Origin of the sequence: Lacrimispora sp. (genome assembly GCF_032078915.1) — a bacterium.
Classification (GTDB): Bacteria; Bacillota; Clostridia; order Lachnospirales; family Lachnospiraceae; genus Lacrimispora.
On the sequence record NZ_DAMAUN010000010.1, the window covers coordinates 81,834 to 95,584 of the forward strand.

Consider the following 13,751-nt stretch of genomic DNA (forward strand, 5'->3'; position numbering starts at 1 on the left):
CATGAAAAAACTTGTGAAAAATAATGTGGATTGGGTTGGTATCATGGATTGGGAGCTGGAATCCTTTCATGGAGCGGATTACTCCATTAATCATGGCTCAAGCCAGAACGCCTATTTAATCAGAGAAGAAAAGACAGTACTCATCGATACGGTATGGAAGCCGCATTCCACGGAATTTATAGATAATCTGGAAAAAGAGATTGATTTAAAGGAAATTGATTTTATTGTTGCCAACCACGGAGAAGTGGATCACAGCGGTTCCCTTCCTGCATTGATGGAGAAAATACCGGGCACACCTATTTACTGTACGGCAAACGGAGTGAAATCTCTTACCGGTCAGTATCACCATCCGGAATGGAATTATCAGGTGGTAAAGACAGGGGATTCCATTGATATCGGAAATGGAAAGAAGCTGGTCTTTGTGGAAATGAAAATGCTCCACTGGCCTGACAGCATGGCTACTTACCTGACAGGGGATAATATCCTCTTTTCCAATGACGCTTTTGGACAGCATTTTGCTGTGGAGGAATTATTTAATGACAAAGCTGACCAATGCAGGCTTTGGGAGGAGGCTATCAAATATTATGCCAATATTCTGACTCCGTTTTCTCCTCTTGTGAAAAAGAAAATTGAGGAAATACAGGGGCTTAACCTGCCCATCGATATCATTGCTACCAGCCACGGTTCCATCTGGAGGGAAAATCCTTTGCAGATCGTGGAAAAATATTACGAATGGTCACAAAATTATCAGGAGGATCAAATCACCATTGTTTATGATACGATGTGGGATGGGACAAAACAGCTGGCCCACAAGATCAGTGCCGAAATTGCACGGATTTCACCGGATACCAGGGTGAAGATTTATAATATTTCCAAGATAAATAAGAATGATATTATGACAGAGGTGTTTAAATCAAAAGCCATTGCCCTTGGTTCCCCAACCGTAGGTGGCAGCATCCTTTCTTCTGTGGGAGGATGGCTTGATTTCCTGAAGGAACTGAAGTATAAGGGCAAAAAGGCGGCGGTGTTCGGATGCTATGGCTGGAGCGGAGAGGGAACAAAAGTCCTTCGGGAACGGCTGACGGATGCCGGCTTCTCAGTGGTGGAGACCGAAGCCAAATGCCTTTGGAATCCGGAAGAAGAGGATTTTCATAAGGCGGCGGAGGTTGCCAGGGCTCTTTGCCAGTAACGTTTGTATTCGTTAATTAAAAAAGAGGCGGATTCGAAAGAATCCGCCTTTTCACTCTTAATCCAGGATCAGCCTTGCTGCTCCATAAATTCCTGCATCATTTCCCAGCTTCGCCAGGACGATTCCGCTCTTATTTTTGGAAATAGGTGAGTACTTGTCAAAATGTTTATATAGGATATCAATTAAGAAGGATCCGGCTTTTGAAACGCCGCCTCCAATAACAAAGACTTCTGGGTCTGTTACCATGGAAATCTGGGCCAGGGCAAGGCCAAGGTAATGGCCTACAACCTCCATGACCTCACAAGCCAGCGCGTCCCCTTCCTTGGCGGCATCCAGCACATCCTTTGCCGTTACATTGTCCCCATATGTCCTGAGAATGGATGGGGTATCCTTTGCAGCCATTTTTCTTCTGGCTTCTCTTGCAATGCCTGTTGCGCTGGCGATCTGCTCCACGCAGCCTACGCCTCCGCAATTACAGCTTTCTGTTTCATCGTCACGGATATGGACATGTCCGATCTCTCCGGCCAGGCCATGCTTTCCGGCAACGATCTTCTGGTCAATGATTACGCCGCCGCCTACTCCGGTGCCCAGGGTGACCATAACGATATCATCATAGCCTTTTCCGCCTCCCTGCCACATCTCACCAAGTGCTGCAACATTGGCATCATTGCCGCTTTTTACTGGGATGCCGTGAAGCATCTCACTCAGTTCCTTTTCTGGATACATATCACGCCAGCCTAGGTTTACACAGACTTCTACATATCCGCTGGGCATGACTGGGCCTGGGACTCCCATGCCTGCTCCTTTTACCTCTTCCAGGGGAATATTCAGCTCTTTAAGGGTTTTTAGTATGGAAGCGGCGGTATCGCTAAGGATGTGTTTCCCGCCTTCTTCTTGTCTGGTGGGAACTTCCCACTTATGGATAAGCTCTCCTGTTATTTCAAATATTCCGATTTTTACAGATGTACCGCCTACATCAACACCGACACATTTCATTCCCATTTTATATACACTCCTTTTTACTTTCGTACCGTAAGTCCGCAGTGGACCTTGCTTATATGGTCCTTGCTTATATGGATTGTGCAGCCTTTGCCACGTTTTCTGCTGTAAATCCGAAATGCTCAAATAAAAGATTTGCAGGACCGCTGGCACCGAAGCCTTTCATAGTCACATACGTTCCGTCCAGGCCTACATATTTGCCCCAGCCGAAATCACTTAATGCTTCTACTGCCACACGCTTGCGAACTGCTTTTGGAAGGACGGATTCCTTATACTCTTCGGTCTGTTCCTCGAACAGATCCATGCAAGGCATGGAAACCACACGTACCTTTTTGTCGGCTAGAAGCTTCTTCGCATTGACTGCCAGTTCCACCTCAGAACCACTTGCAATCAGAATGATCTCAGGTGTGCCTTCACAGTCATCGATCACATAGCCTCCCTTTAAAGCTTCCTTGCTGCTTCCCGGCATAGGAGTTAGGTTCTGTCTTGTAAGAACAAGAGCGGTAGGTGTTTTCTTAGAGGTCAGTGCAGAATACCAGGCTGCAGCTGTCTCTGTCTCATCACAGGGACGGAACACATGGAAATTAGGCATTGCCCTTAACATGGCAAGCTGTTCAATCGGCTCATGGGTTGGTCCATCCTCTCCAACGCCGATGCTGTCATGGGTAAATACAAAGGTCAGCGGAACGCCCATTAACGAGGATAAACGTGCCATTGGCTTTGTATAATCGCTGAACACGAAAAAGGTTGCTATATAGGTGCGAAGGCCTCCGTGAAGCATCATTCCGTTTCCGATCGCTGTCATGCCAAGCTCTCTTACGCCAAAATGCAGGTTGCGGCCGCCGCCGTTATCCTTTGAAAAATCGCCCATATCGGACATATTAGTCTTATTGGAAGGAGCCAGATCCGCAGAACCGCCGATTAAGTTTGGCATATAAGTCTTTAAACGGTTTAAAACCTGTCCGGATAAATTCCTGGTTGCATCCGCCTTTTCAGACCGTTTCCAGAAGTCTTCACATTTTTCAATGGCCTTTTCTCCTGCATCCGGGTCATAGTAAGCGTTCCAGAGTTCTTCCATATCAGGATACTCCTGGCAGTATGCAGCAAACATCACATTCCATGCCGCTTCTGTTTCTGCCTTATCTTCTGCGAGCTTCTGATAATGGCTGTATACTTCTTCAGGAACATAGAATGGCTCCATGGAAGGCCAGCCTAAGTTTTCCTTCAGGGCTGTCACATTGTCAGCTCCCAGAGGCTCTCCGTGAGCGCTGGCTTTTCCCTGCTTAGCAGGACAGCCATAGCCGATCTGGGTCTTGATGGTAATAAAGGAGGGGTGTTCGGTATCTGCTTTCGCTTCTTCGATGGCTCGTCCAATGGCTTCTAAATCGTTTCCATCCTCAACCGTAATGGTCTGGAAATGGAAGGCTTCCATGCGCTTTTTCACATCCTCAGTGAATGCGATGTCAGTGCTTCCTTCAATGGAGATCTGGTTGGAGTCATAAAGAACGATTAATTTTCCAAGGCCAAGGGTACCAGCCAGAGAAAATACCTCAGAGGAAATGCCTTCCATCATGCATCCATCTCCGCCCAGTGCATAGGTGTAATGGTCAACAACCGGATAATTCTCTTTGTTGAATACGGAGGACAGATGTTTCTCGGCAATGGCCATACCAACTGCCATACCCATACCTGCACCCAAAGGCCCTGTGGTAGCTTCCACGCCTACGGTATGACCATACTCCGGATGTCCTGGAGTCTTGGAGCCATGCTGGCGGAAATTCATCACATCCTCTTTCGATAAATTCCCATAACCAAATAAATGGAGCAGGGAATACAAAAGCATGGAACCATGGCCTCCGGATAAGACAAAGCGGTCTCTGTTGGCCCAGTCTGGATCTGCTGGATTGTGGTTCATGTGGTTTGCCCATAATTCATACGCTGCTGATGCGCAGCCTAAGGGAAGTCCCGGATGTCCGGAATTGGCTTTTTGGATGGCATCCGCTGATAGGACACGGATTGCATTGACTGACATGGTATCGATGTTGCTCATTGGTATTGTCCTCCTATTTGTAATCTTATTTCTTTCATGTTTTGGGTGCCGGTTACGATCAGAGTATTAGGGAACCTGCCGTTTCGAATCTTAGATATCGGAAAATCAAATGTCCCGGCAAACTTAAGCCTTCCGGACATGTTATAGACTCTGCAAGAATCTTCATTATACAAAATTACATGGTCCCCGTCAATATCCGCATGGGTGTACTGATATTGGAAACCTTTGGAAAATACAAGACTCCCATTGGGCTTGTACACATCCAGCCGGTAGGGATTTTCTCCATCCGGGTTGTTTACAATAAGCCCAACATATTTTTCCGAATAAAACACACTCCTTATCTCTTCTTCCACAGCCACCTGCCGGATCAGTTCCGGAGAAAGCTCATTCTTAGTGGAATAAAAAGATACGCTGTTGTCAGCAAAGGCACAGGAATATGTATCGTCAAGGAACTGGACCTGGGCAACAAGGGAAGAGTCATAAGGCTCATCAAAACCGCCCACCAGTCTGTCAGGATCGCTTTTGCCGATTTCCGCAAAATTGTGAAAAGCCACCCTGCCGTTTAACGTTCCGTTTTTCAAATATGCATATGCACCGATCAGCTGGGTGCCGTCAGGGGACAAGCTGATATCCACTGGATAACCGGAATCCCCTCCTAAAAGGGCCTTGATCTTTACATCAAGGACGCTTCCATCCCGCTTAAAGAAATAAATATAATTTGATGTGGAGTCCTCCAGGATTGCGGCCACCACTCCATAAGAGGACACCGTTGCCTTCACAACAGGAAGCACCGTAGTCGCCACACCAGTAGGTCCTGATTTATCAAAGATGTAAATGGAATTTCCCTGCTGGTCCGCAATAGCCGCATAATTCCCGTTTACGCATGCCCTGGGAGATTTCATTTCATAGCTTTGTATCCAGACTTCTTTCCCCTGGGAATCCAGATAGGAGGCACCGTCCTTGCTGTATTTTAACACATTAGAACCAAAGCTAAGATATCCCACATAGCTTCCCTCATTTATATCTTTGCTCCAGGCTACGCCATATTGGGTATACTGATAATGGGTAAAATATTCATAAACACCTATGGCTCCTGCTATAAACACCAAAAGCAGCACCAGAGCGATCCTGATCCTTCTTTTCTTCACCCTGGTGAGGGCTTTTTTTATGATCTCCTGGCTGTCTGTGCCCTCCTGAGGAGAAGATGAAACAATCTGCCGCCGAAGCTGGTTTTTTTTAATCTCTCTATTCATAGAGTTCCTGTCAATCATGCTCTTTTCTCCCAAAAATGCCCATATATACTGGTAGTATACATCATTTCAGGAATAAACGCATTATATTTTTCTATGGAAGAAGTAATTTCTGGCCAGCTACAATCTTATTTTCATCATCCAGACCGTTAAGCTCACAGACTTCTTTTAATTTATTTACCGTATGGTATTCGGCTATACAGATACCGTAAAGAGTTTCTCCCTCCTGTACCACATGGACCCGCGGAGTTCCATTTGCAGCGGCCTCTGTTTCCTGGACGGCCGGCTGAGTTTCTGCCTGAGTCGGCGCCTGTGTCGCCGCCGGAGTCTCCTGAGGCATCGTTTCTGCTGCTTTGCTCTCGGCCATGGTCTCTGCCTGGGATTGTTCCGGCATTGTTTCAGACATAGTCTCCTTACTTACTGCAGTAGTAGGATAAACGCCTCCCTCTGCCTCTTCCACAACTACCTTTGATTCGCCGTTACCTCCTTTTTCCGTGCCCTTTTTCCCAATTAAAATCTGTTCCGCCTTGGCCGGAATGGCCGATGCGATCACACTTTCCATACTCCGCATCCGTTCATAGTTGTTAAACATAACAATTCCGCCAGCTAATATGACGACTGACATGGCCATACACATGCCCCGGAGAAGCCCTACCGTCTGATGCCGGTCCGTAACTTCTACCTTATGCTCGTCCATCCGCTTGCGGAATTCTTCGATTACCTTATCATTTGTATCGGTTTCGATACGTTTTACATCCTTTCGCAGCACCATATAGTCCTGCATCATCTGATTTCGCTCATAATAAATGCTGTATCCTTTAAGCCTGTAAAATCCGTCCTCCGAAGTTATGTAAACTGTTTCGTCGACCTCAGATCCATTGCTTAAATACATCAGCCTGTTGGGTCCCCCAAAATACTGAATATGCTGTTTCCAATAATTGATGGGACTTAGATCATCTCCCGGCCTGCCGCATAAAAACCAGCCCTGAATGGACCGCTTTGGAAAAAGCTGCTCCATATTCCGATAGGCCCTTTTCCAGGACAGCTCCGAAAACACCACCCGGCCTCCGGCCTCCGTCACATCCTCCATTTCCAAAGCTCCGTCAATGAAGATATATGGCGTTCCGTCATTGAATTCCATGCCGCCTAACAGAAGACCAACCCGGAGTTCTTGTCCACCCGCAGGATACAGACGTTTCAAATACGTATTTACATAATCTTCCATATACAATTTTACAATCTGATCCCTTTCCCCGATCTGCCTTATATTCTTCGGCAGCTTCGGGAACGGATTATATAATTCACCCATTGGCTCACCTCGCTATTCTTTTTAATCCAATGAATCATAGCATGAAACAGGTGAAAATCGTGTCAAAGCAGGGCAGTGTTTTCCCATAACTTTTCGACAAGATAAATACTATAGCTGATGCAGTCAGCCATGCGCATAACAACGGAAAGCCGGATGCTCTGCAGCATCAGAGGGTCATAATTTCCGCAGCTCCCTACGATCCCGGTAATAAAAATATCTCCTACGGCCCGAAGCTCCTTGCTGACACCAAGGCCTGGCTTTAACGCTCCTTTTCCCAGTGTTATATAGCCGATATGCTCCATACTTCCCACAGAAGCATCCACTGCCACCACTACATGATTCGGATAGCGAAGCTTTAAAATGGTCTGGTAAGTCTCCAGATTCATGGCATGGACCGGACGTTCCAGTGTCCCCAGAATTTCCAGATATTCCAACTCCTTTTCCTTCAGCTTGTAGCCAATGAGCGGTCCAAGACTGTCTCCCGTAGAGCGGTCGGTTCCAATGCACAAGAACAGCACTCCTGCCGCCTTTCCGTTTTCCTGTTCCATACGTATCATGTCGTAAAGCCTGGAAGCAAACTCCTCTGCCTGGAATACCTGCTTTGTATCATAATAAAAAACGTCCCGGTTTCCGCGAATCGCAATTCTTTCCCATAATTTCATAATATCCTGCCTTGCTGTCCATATTTTCTCTGTTCTATTATAAGCCGCCATTTATGGAATTATTCATTTACAGGGACATGAAATATCATTGGAAAATTGCCTTCATGAAAGTGATTATATTAAAAAAGACGCAGGAAAAAGGAAAACAAACGCTTTTATCCTGCACCTTGATTTTATTCTTTAATACTCTTATAAAGAGTTTTTGCTTCACTGATGGTGGAAGCCCTGCCCATCCGGATCATATCTGCCAGTTCGTCAAGCCTCTCCGGAACCATAAATTCTTTTCCAATATAGGATGCATAGTTATCATTGATAAACAGGGTCTGCTCCTTTACCCTGATTTCCGCCTCATTGGCATTAGCTGCTGCCGCTTCATATTCTTCCTCAAGCTTTGCAATCTTTTCCCTGCTGTTGCCGGCGATCTCATCGGACAGGATGGTCTTTGTCACCTTATCAAAGGTATTTAAAGCTTCCCGCTTCTTATCGGCAATATTGGATAAGTCCTGATCGATCCGGGCGATCTCATCATCGTATTTCTCCAGATTGTATACAGCTTCATCACGGTCTCTTTTTATGGAATGGACGATAACCTTGATCTTTCGTTTGTTGGACTTAATAAGGTCTCTGATGGACCTTCCTTTCCTTAATGCACTCTGATGCCTCACCTTGGTAAGATTATTGATGAGGATGTAAAGGCCCCCAAAAAACAAGATGGCCACAAAGTAAATCCCCATTAGATAAAAAGGAGATTTCTCTGGAAGCAACAGATAGATCCCGCAGGGGATTGCAAGAAAGAACAAGAAAACATTTAATAGCAGCACAAAGAACTCTGAAAATCCTCTGGGAAGATACAGAGCATAATACCAGCCGCTTTTACAAAGGCCAGGAACCCTGTCCTGCTGGAAAACTGACTTCATCTGAAGCATTAACTCCCGGTTATTTCCTTTAAGCTCTGCCGTTTCCTCTTCGATCCGTTCCCTGACTCCCTGGGTTTTTGCCTTCTCCCGCTTTCCCCTCACCCGTTTTAAGCGGTCCTGTTCCCTGGCTATTTCCTTGTCATAGGTATCATTAATTTCCTCGATCCGTTTCCTCACCGTAAGGCTGATGGCATCTGTCACAGCCTTCCTTTCTGCATCCAGTTCCTTATCCAGACGTTTCTCCTCCAGACGGAACTTTTCTAATAAACTCCTGCTTGCAGATAGCTCCTGGACAGCCCTGCAGGCCTCTCCAAGAAAACCAACCTGATCTGTTATGGGTTGCGCCATCTTAAGTCTTCCTCCTTCGGTTTTTCCTACAAAGATTCTATCATATTTTTCATTGTTTTACAATGTCCGCCATTTTCCTTCTTGCCTTTTTCTGTGCAATAATGCTATAATCGTTGCATTATAAAAGCAACTGATGGCATCCCCTTATTTTAGAAAGGAAAATTCGTTTATGTTTCGCATGTGGGCAAAAATAATGAAAGATACCAGGATCATGAAAGACACTGTCATCTGTATCTCCGACTACAGCCTTTCCAGAACTACTATGGTCTTTCAGGCGCTTGACGACATCTGCCTCCAGTTCGATCTTGGAAAACCTATGTGGCTTGATGCTACCGTTCATGAATTTCAAAAACATTCCAAGGCCCGGTTTACCCAGGATAATTTTATAGAACATATTGATTTTGATTTTCTTGAAATTCAGGTCATTGAAGAATAAGTGAAAGAAGTGTTCGTACATCATACGGCATAGTCAGTTTTGACTATGCCGTTTTGCTGTTGTATTCGCTGATATTATGCCGCACAATCACACCTGCGGTTTCTAACTGTTATCTGGCGGCAGCCTGCATATAATGCTTATACAAAGCCCCAAAGCGATGGGAATAGGATGCTGCCCAGGGTTTTCTCTTTCCGCAGAAATGAAGAACCGCCCGGTATTGTAATAGTCATGCTCGGTACCCAGCCTTACACGACTGATATCATTCATTATCTCCGTAATAACGGTATGGGGTTCTCGATTCATAATTCTCCTTTCTGCTTATTTTCATTACTCTTTATTTATTTCTTCACGCAAAAGGGTAATATACTTCCCCATCAATGCGATGAATGTCATAAGCTCCTGCTCCGGCATCTTTTCAATGGCTCTCGTTTCTGCTTCATATATATGCAGTACCCTGTTTTCACCAAACGCTTTTCCTTCTTCGGTCAGACGGATGATTTTCCGGTTACGTGTTCCAGGAACTGCTTCCAGAAATACATAGCCTTTTTTTGTTAAATTTGCGATCACGGAGTTGACGGTCTGTTTCGGCAAAGACCATATATCACAGATGTTTTGCTGGGAATACTCTCCTCCCAAAACCAGAAGGGCATACCATACCCAAAGTTCACTGTCAGAAATCCCGTATTTTATAGCAGCACTGCGATAGATGGCTGTAAGTTCCTTTTCCTGTTGGTTTAAAATTCCCTGTTGCTTTTTGATCCTTTCATTCATTCCAGAATCTCCTCTATCATAAAGTATCCGATTTCGGACATTTAACGATTAGTCTGAGTTCAGATACTTGTCAAGCAGATTAATAAAATCCAAAAAAAGATGCTGTTCCTCCCGCATAAACGCGGAGAAGCAGCATCTTGAAAGAGCTGGCAGCCCTTAATTCTCACCTTTCCATTTACTCACACTTCCCCGAACCATCAATTTTGTAGGTAAGGAAATATGCATACTGATCTCACGGCCGGAATATATCCGTTCCGCCAGTATACTTACCGCCTGAGAGCCCATAAAATCCATATAAATATGAACGGTCGTAAGAGGAGGAACCAAATATTTAGCAATGGAGATATCATTAAATCCAATCACGCTGATATCCTCCGGAATACAAAGCCCTGCCTCCTGTATGGCTTTATAACAACCAACGGCTAAAGAATCATTTGCTGTAAAGATAGCGCTTGGCCTTTCTTCCATAGCCAAAAGTTCCTTTCCAAGCCTATATCCATGCTTGGGGGTATAGCCGCCTATTTTAATATATTCCTCATTTAAAATCCCTCTCTCTTCCATGAAAGAACGATAAATAGGAACCCTTAAATCCACCACTTCTTTCCCATCCACATCCACATCACGGCCTCCAATAAATGCGATCTTTTTGTGGCCTTCCTGTAAAAAATAGCTGAGCACCTTCTTTACAGAGTGTCTTAAATCTGTTACCACGGAATCAAACAAATCCAAGTCACCCAATGCATCCACAAAAACAGCCGGCTTATGAAAGGATTTCACCTTGTTTACCATGGATTCACTAAATGTCCCAAGGCAGATCAATCCGTCCAGATTCGATGTGCTTTCCACAGAATCCCCTAAATTGACCGGAAACTTTTTAAACCCTTCCTCTTCTAATTTCCTCTCTATTGCAATGCGTACAGATAGATAAAAGGTATCTTCTAATTCCTCTTCCAGGGAATAGGATGATATCATGCCAAGCTTTAATTTCTTTTTATACTTCTTCTTGTCCCGCATCTGATATTCTAATCGTTCTGCGGCCTCAAACACCCTTTGTTTCGTCTCGTCCTGTACATTTAACGTGTCATCAAAATTAAGGACACGAGATACGGTCGCAGCAGAAACACCTGCCATTTCAGCTATTTCTTTAATTGTTGCCACTATTTTTTCCTTCCTCGCTTCTTATATTGTCCTAATTTTATCATATCTGTTTTCGTGCCGCAACTATCATCATATTCTGTTACAATGCCAAATCTGTTACGGTCCGGCCTTGTGATCCATCAAGGTTCTACGATATTCAGCAGATCGGAGAATGTATTTAATTGATAAGTTGCAATGTTGCAGGATATCCCATCCCCAATTGCCCCACAGTCCATATTTCCGGCTTTGGCAGCCTCTAATCCGGCTTTGGCATCTTCTACCACAAGGCAGCCTTCCGGGTCCTCTGAAAGGAACCTGGCTGCTTTTAGGAACACTTCCGGGTCAGGCTTGGAATTAGTAATATTATTTCCGTCAGAAATAGCATCAAAATACCCAAAAAGTCCGAGACGCTCTAAGATAAATCCTGCATTCTTACTGGAAGAGCCAATGCCAAGCTTCAGTCCCTGTAAGCGGAGGGCATCCAGTGTTGTCTTTACTTCACGGGAAAGATCCTTCGGGCTCATATGCTTCAATAATTCCTTATAGACTTCATTTTTCTTTTCTGCTAGAAACGTCTTTTCTTCCTGATTTAAGTTCCCGTGATAATTCTCTAAAATGATCTCAAGACTTTCCATGCGGCTTATTCCCCGCAACCGGTTATTGATTTCTTCATCAAAATAAACGCCAAGTTCATCTGCGATCTGCTTCCATGCCTGATAATGGTATTTGTCCGTATGGCAGATCACCCCATCCAAATCAAAAATAACTGCCTTATATTTCATAAGGGATTCCTCCTATTCTACCTGCCCGGCTTCTGAAAGGTTTGATATTACAACTGCTCCTAAGATGATCAAGCTGCCCACCAACATGCGGGGGGTAACCATTTCCCCAAGAATCATAATAGAAAACAGTGTTCCGAATACAGACTCCAGGGACAGAATAATGGCTGCTTTTGTTTCATCTACATATTTCTGGCTTGCTGTCTGAAGCAGGTAGCATACCGTTGTGCTGATTACTCCTAAATAAAGAACACTTAATATTCCTTTCCCAGTCACGTGAAATTGTGTCTCTCCAAAAGCTATTAAGCTGATGAAAGATAAAAAGAATGCGGTTATCATCTGAATAAAGTTCAATACAGTCCCACGGTATTTTTTTATAAATTCACTTGTTAGAAATATTTGAAATGCAAACCCAACAGCGCAGATAAGAGTCAGTCCGTCTCCAAGGCCTAAGGTAAAACTTCGGTCTAATGACAGAAGGGCCACGCCTGCTATGGACATCACTGCCCCGACTATCCCTCTTGCTCCTATCTTCTTTCTTAAGATCAGAAATGAAATAAACGGAACAATCACCACATTTAAAGCTGTTAAAAAAGCATTTTTAGAGGGTGTGGTGTATTGAAGCCCCACAATCTGAAATGCAAATCCGGCAAAGAGGGCGAGTCCCATGAGCCCCCCTGCCTTAACTTCTGATTTTGTGATTCCTTTTAAGGTACGGATGCTGATCATCCCCATTAAAATAGTGCCGAACAGAAAACGGACCGCCATAATCTGAAATGGTCTCATACTTTCCAGCGCCATGTCGCTGGCAACAAAGCCGCCGCCCCATATGATGGTTACTAAGATAAGCCCCCCGATTGCAAGCCTTTTTTTCATGAATATGTCCTTTCTATTCCCTGGATGCCTTTATAATCTGCCCATTCACCATTACTTCCAGGGCTTCCCCGTCCAGTACCTTCACTAAGACGCTGTTATCCCTGCTGATGGTGATCTTTAACCAGGAATTCAGATAGTGGAGGCTAAAGTCCAGCCCCTCCCATTCCTTTGGTATGTGAGGGCAAACAGTCAGCATACCGTCTTCCCCAATGGAAACCCCGGCAAAGCCAAATACCACGGTCTGCCATACGCCTCCGGTATTGGCAGCGTGGATCCCTTCCCTCGTGTTTTTCTGTAAGTCCAGTAAATCCAGGAAAGCGGCTCTTTTCAGATACCGGTACGCCTTGGAATCGTCTCCAACCTTTAACCCCATAACAGAGTAAATGCTTGGGCTTAAAGAAGATCCATGAAGGGTACGTTTCTCATAATACTCGTAATTTTGACCTATCTCATCTTCTGAAAATTCTTCTCCCATTAAGTGAAGAAGCATGACCACATCCGCCTGCTTAATAATCTGTGTCTGTCTTGCCTTCTTGGTCTTTAAGGCTTCCGGACGAATCGGCCAGTCATTTTCGTCGTATTTTTCAATCACCACATCATCCAGCTTAAAGTAACCTTCAAACTGCTCTAAAAGGCCCCCGCCTTCTTTTCTCGGAAGGTACATCTTTTCCTGGACGATCTCCCAATTTTTGATTTCTCCGGCTGTTAATCTTGTTTTCCGGATTATCGTATCATATTCTTTGGCATGTTCTTTCTTAAGGGTATCAATTAAGGCAATCACATAGCGCAGATTCCATTTCGCCAGGTAATTGGTATAGAGATTGTTATTTACCGGTTCATGCCATTCATCAGGGCCGGTTACCTGGTTAATCTCATAGCGGTCCTTTTCTGCGACATATTCACACCGGCTGGCCCAAAACCTTGCTGTTTCTGTTAAAATCTCCACTCCCTCGTTCAGTAAAAAATCTATGTCTCTGGTTATTTTCACATAATTATAAATGCCATAAGCAACTGCCGCCGTCACGTGA

General features: G+C 44.7%; 14 protein-coding genes. 2 read left to right on the forward strand and 12 right to left on the reverse strand.

The window, feature by feature from the left end; genetic code table 11:
• Window position 1 precedes the first annotated feature (1 nt).
• Window positions 2-1,189, forward strand: a complete 1,188-nt coding sequence (locus RT269_RS06320; protein WP_313181316.1) for an MBL fold metallo-hydrolase — start codon at window positions 2-4, stop codon at window positions 1,187-1,189.
• A gap of 57 nt (window positions 1,190-1,246) precedes the next feature.
• On the opposite strand, the gene RT269_RS06325 is transcribed toward RT269_RS06320, so the two are convergent.
• The 6 genes from RT269_RS06325 to RT269_RS06350 form a co-directional block, all read right to left on the reverse strand.
• Complete coding sequence (locus tag RT269_RS06325; protein ID WP_313181317.1) at window positions 1,247-2,191, reverse strand: ROK family glucokinase; 945 nt, start codon at window positions 2,189-2,191, stop codon at window positions 1,247-1,249.
• Between the two features lie 67 nt (window positions 2,192-2,258).
• Entirely contained in the window at window positions 2,259-4,238 is a 1,980-nt protein-coding gene (tkt, locus tag RT269_RS06330) for a transketolase (RefSeq protein WP_313181319.1), read from the reverse strand.
• Complete coding sequence (locus RT269_RS06335) at window positions 4,235-5,509, reverse strand: DUF5711 family protein (protein ID WP_313181321.1); 1,275 nt, start codon at window positions 5,507-5,509, stop codon at window positions 4,235-4,237. Before RT269_RS06335 ends, tkt begins: the two co-directional genes overlap by 4 nt.
• A 73-nt stretch (window positions 5,510-5,582) precedes the next feature.
• Window positions 5,583-6,797 carry a LysM peptidoglycan-binding domain-containing protein gene (locus RT269_RS06340; protein ID WP_313181322.1) on the reverse strand — a complete coding sequence of 405 codons (1,215 nt, stop codon included), beginning with the start codon at window positions 6,795-6,797 and terminating at the stop codon, window positions 5,583-5,585.
• Window positions 6,798-6,859: 62 nt separating this feature from the next.
• On the reverse strand, window positions 6,860-7,459 hold the full coding sequence (gene yyaC / locus RT269_RS06345; protein WP_313181324.1) for a spore protease YyaC: 600 nt from the start codon (window positions 7,457-7,459) through the stop codon (window positions 6,860-6,862).
• A 173-nt stretch (window positions 7,460-7,632) separates the two neighbouring features.
• Window positions 7,633-8,724, reverse strand: coding sequence for a hypothetical protein (locus tag RT269_RS06350; RefSeq protein ID WP_313181325.1), 1,092 nt, complete (start codon window positions 8,722-8,724; stop codon window positions 7,633-7,635).
• 169 nt (window positions 8,725-8,893) lie between these two features.
• Between RT269_RS06350 and RT269_RS06355 the strand changes: the two genes are divergently transcribed.
• Complete coding sequence (locus RT269_RS06355; protein WP_313181326.1) at window positions 8,894-9,160, forward strand: hypothetical protein; 267 nt, start codon at window positions 8,894-8,896, stop codon at window positions 9,158-9,160.
• A 102-nt stretch (window positions 9,161-9,262) separates the two neighbouring features.
• Here the strand turns inward: RT269_RS06355 and RT269_RS06360 are convergent, their stop codons facing one another.
• From RT269_RS06360 to RT269_RS06385, 6 genes are all read right to left on the reverse strand, one after another.
• Window positions 9,263-9,463 carry a hypothetical protein gene (locus RT269_RS06360; protein WP_313181327.1) on the reverse strand — a complete coding sequence of 67 codons (201 nt, stop codon included), beginning with the start codon at window positions 9,461-9,463 and terminating at the stop codon, window positions 9,263-9,265.
• Between the two features lie 24 nt (window positions 9,464-9,487).
• Window positions 9,488-9,931, reverse strand: a complete 444-nt coding sequence (locus RT269_RS06365; protein ID WP_313181328.1) for a MarR family winged helix-turn-helix transcriptional regulator — start codon at window positions 9,929-9,931, stop codon at window positions 9,488-9,490.
• Between the two features lie 156 nt (window positions 9,932-10,087).
• On the reverse strand, window positions 10,088-11,089 hold the full coding sequence (locus tag RT269_RS06370; RefSeq protein ID WP_313181330.1) for a LacI family DNA-binding transcriptional regulator: 1,002 nt from the start codon (window positions 11,087-11,089) through the stop codon (window positions 10,088-10,090).
• A gap of 119 nt (window positions 11,090-11,208) precedes the next feature.
• Window positions 11,209-11,850: a beta-phosphoglucomutase gene (gene pgmB, locus RT269_RS06375; protein WP_313181331.1), complete on the reverse strand. Its 642-nt coding sequence runs from the start codon at window positions 11,848-11,850 to the stop codon at window positions 11,209-11,211.
• A gap of 12 nt (window positions 11,851-11,862) precedes the next feature.
• Window positions 11,863-12,723, reverse strand: coding sequence for a DMT family transporter (locus RT269_RS06380; protein WP_313181333.1), 861 nt, complete (start codon window positions 12,721-12,723; stop codon window positions 11,863-11,865).
• A 13-nt stretch (window positions 12,724-12,736) separates the two neighbouring features.
• A partial coding sequence (locus RT269_RS06385) for a glycosyl hydrolase family 65 protein (RefSeq protein ID WP_313181335.1) occupies window positions 12,737-13,751 on the reverse strand: 1,015 nt, incomplete at its 5' end.

Bases quoted from the DNA above. Each gene is read 5' to 3' on its own strand.
- RT269_RS06320 (WP_313181316.1), top strand. From the start codon at position 2: ATGAAAAAACTTGTGAAAAATAATGTGGATTGGGTTGGTATCATGGAT.
- RT269_RS06325 (WP_313181317.1), bottom strand. From the start codon at position 2,191: ATGGGAATGAAATGTGTCGGTGTTGATGTAGGCGGTACATCTGTAAAA.
- tkt (WP_313181319.1), bottom strand. From the start codon at position 4,238: ATGAGCAACATCGATACCATGTCAGTCAATGCAATCCGTGTCCTATCA.
- RT269_RS06335 (WP_313181321.1), bottom strand. From the start codon at position 5,509: ATGATTGACAGGAACTCTATGAATAGAGAGATTAAAAAAAACCAGCTT.
- RT269_RS06340 (WP_313181322.1), bottom strand. From the start codon at position 6,797: ATGGGTGAATTATATAATCCGTTCCCGAAGCTGCCGAAGAATATAAGG.
- yyaC (WP_313181324.1), bottom strand. From the start codon at position 7,459: ATGAAATTATGGGAAAGAATTGCGATTCGCGGAAACCGGGACGTTTTT.
- RT269_RS06350 (WP_313181325.1), bottom strand. From the start codon at position 8,724: ATGGCGCAACCCATAACAGATCAGGTTGGTTTTCTTGGAGAGGCCTGC.
- RT269_RS06355 (WP_313181326.1), top strand. From the start codon at position 8,894: ATGTTTCGCATGTGGGCAAAAATAATGAAAGATACCAGGATCATGAAA.
- RT269_RS06360 (WP_313181327.1), bottom strand. From the start codon at position 9,463: ATGAATCGAGAACCCCATACCGTTATTACGGAGATAATGAATGATATC.
- RT269_RS06365 (WP_313181328.1), bottom strand. From the start codon at position 9,931: ATGAATGAAAGGATCAAAAAGCAACAGGGAATTTTAAACCAACAGGAA.
- pgmB (WP_313181331.1), bottom strand. From the start codon at position 11,850: ATGAAATATAAGGCAGTTATTTTTGATTTGGATGGGGTGATCTGCCAT.
- RT269_RS06380 (WP_313181333.1), bottom strand. From the start codon at position 12,723: ATGAAAAAAAGGCTTGCAATCGGGGGGCTTATCTTAGTAACCATCATA.